Source organism: Neisseria sp. P0021.S007, assembly GCF_051956855.1.
On sequence record NZ_JBQCXA010000167.1, the window covers coordinates 1 to 1,006 of the forward strand.

At 54.6% G+C, this 1,006-nt stretch carries 1 pseudogene; it reads left to right on the forward strand.

Going from position 1 to position 1,006, the window contains the following annotated elements:
- Positions 1-104: 104 nt before the first annotated feature.
- Positions 105-971: pseudogene (locus ACTHUR_RS11945) on the forward strand (magnesium transporter); the annotation flags it as partial.
- Between the last annotated feature and the right edge of the window lie 35 nt (positions 972-1,006).

The following is a 1,006-nucleotide window of genomic DNA, read 5'->3' on the forward strand; positions in this document are numbered from 1 at the left end:
GAATTATGGACCTTCCCAGTTCGTCTTTGAACTTCCCATCTGATACACAACAACAATAATCATCCCGCCGAAATGCCTTCCCGCGTCTGGCGGGCGGAGCATTTATGAGCATCGAACAAACCCCTCCGAATCTCGACAATATCCCCGACAATGATGTGGTAGAAGACCGCATTTCTGACGATCGCATCTCTGACGATATCGACCGCATCCACGCCTTATGCGAAATCCTTGAGCCGTCATTTGAACAAATCGAAGCAGGCATGCCGATTGAAGACGAAAGCCTGTGCGACAAGTTCACCGAGCTGACCGTCCTCTTGGCCGAGTTGCACCCTGCCGACGTGGCCGCCGTCTTGGAATCTCTGCCACCGCGCGAGCGTAACATCGTTTGGCTTTTGGTCGCCCCTGAAGACGACGGCGAAGTGTTGCTGGAAGTATCCGACTCCGTACGCGAAATGCTGATCGAGTCCATGGACAAAGACGAGCTGTTGGCCGCTGTCGATGATTTGGACGCAGACGAATTGGCAGAACTGGCAGACGACTTGCCGCACCAAGTGGTGTACGAAGCGCTGCAAACGCGTGATGAAGAAGAACGCGAGCAGGTCAAAGCGGCGATGTCTTACGAAGACAACCAAGTCGGCGCGATTATGGACTTTGAATTGGTCAGCATCCGCGCCGATGTGACGTGTGAGGTCGTGTTGCGCTACTTGCGCCGTTTCGACAGCCTGCCCGACCATACCGACAAGATTTTCGTGGTCGATGAAAACGACGTGTTGCAAGGTGTGCTGCCCATCCGCAAACTCTTGGTCGCCGACCCCGAAGACATGGTGGCGGACGTGATGGCCACCGATGTCGTGCGCTTCCGTCCCGAAGACGACGTGGAAGAAGCGGCGCAGGCGTTTGAACGTTATGACTTGGTAACCGCGCCGGTTGTCGATGAAAACAAAAAGCTGATCTGCAGGATCACCATTGACTAAATGGTGGACGTGATCCGTGAAGAATCCGAAGC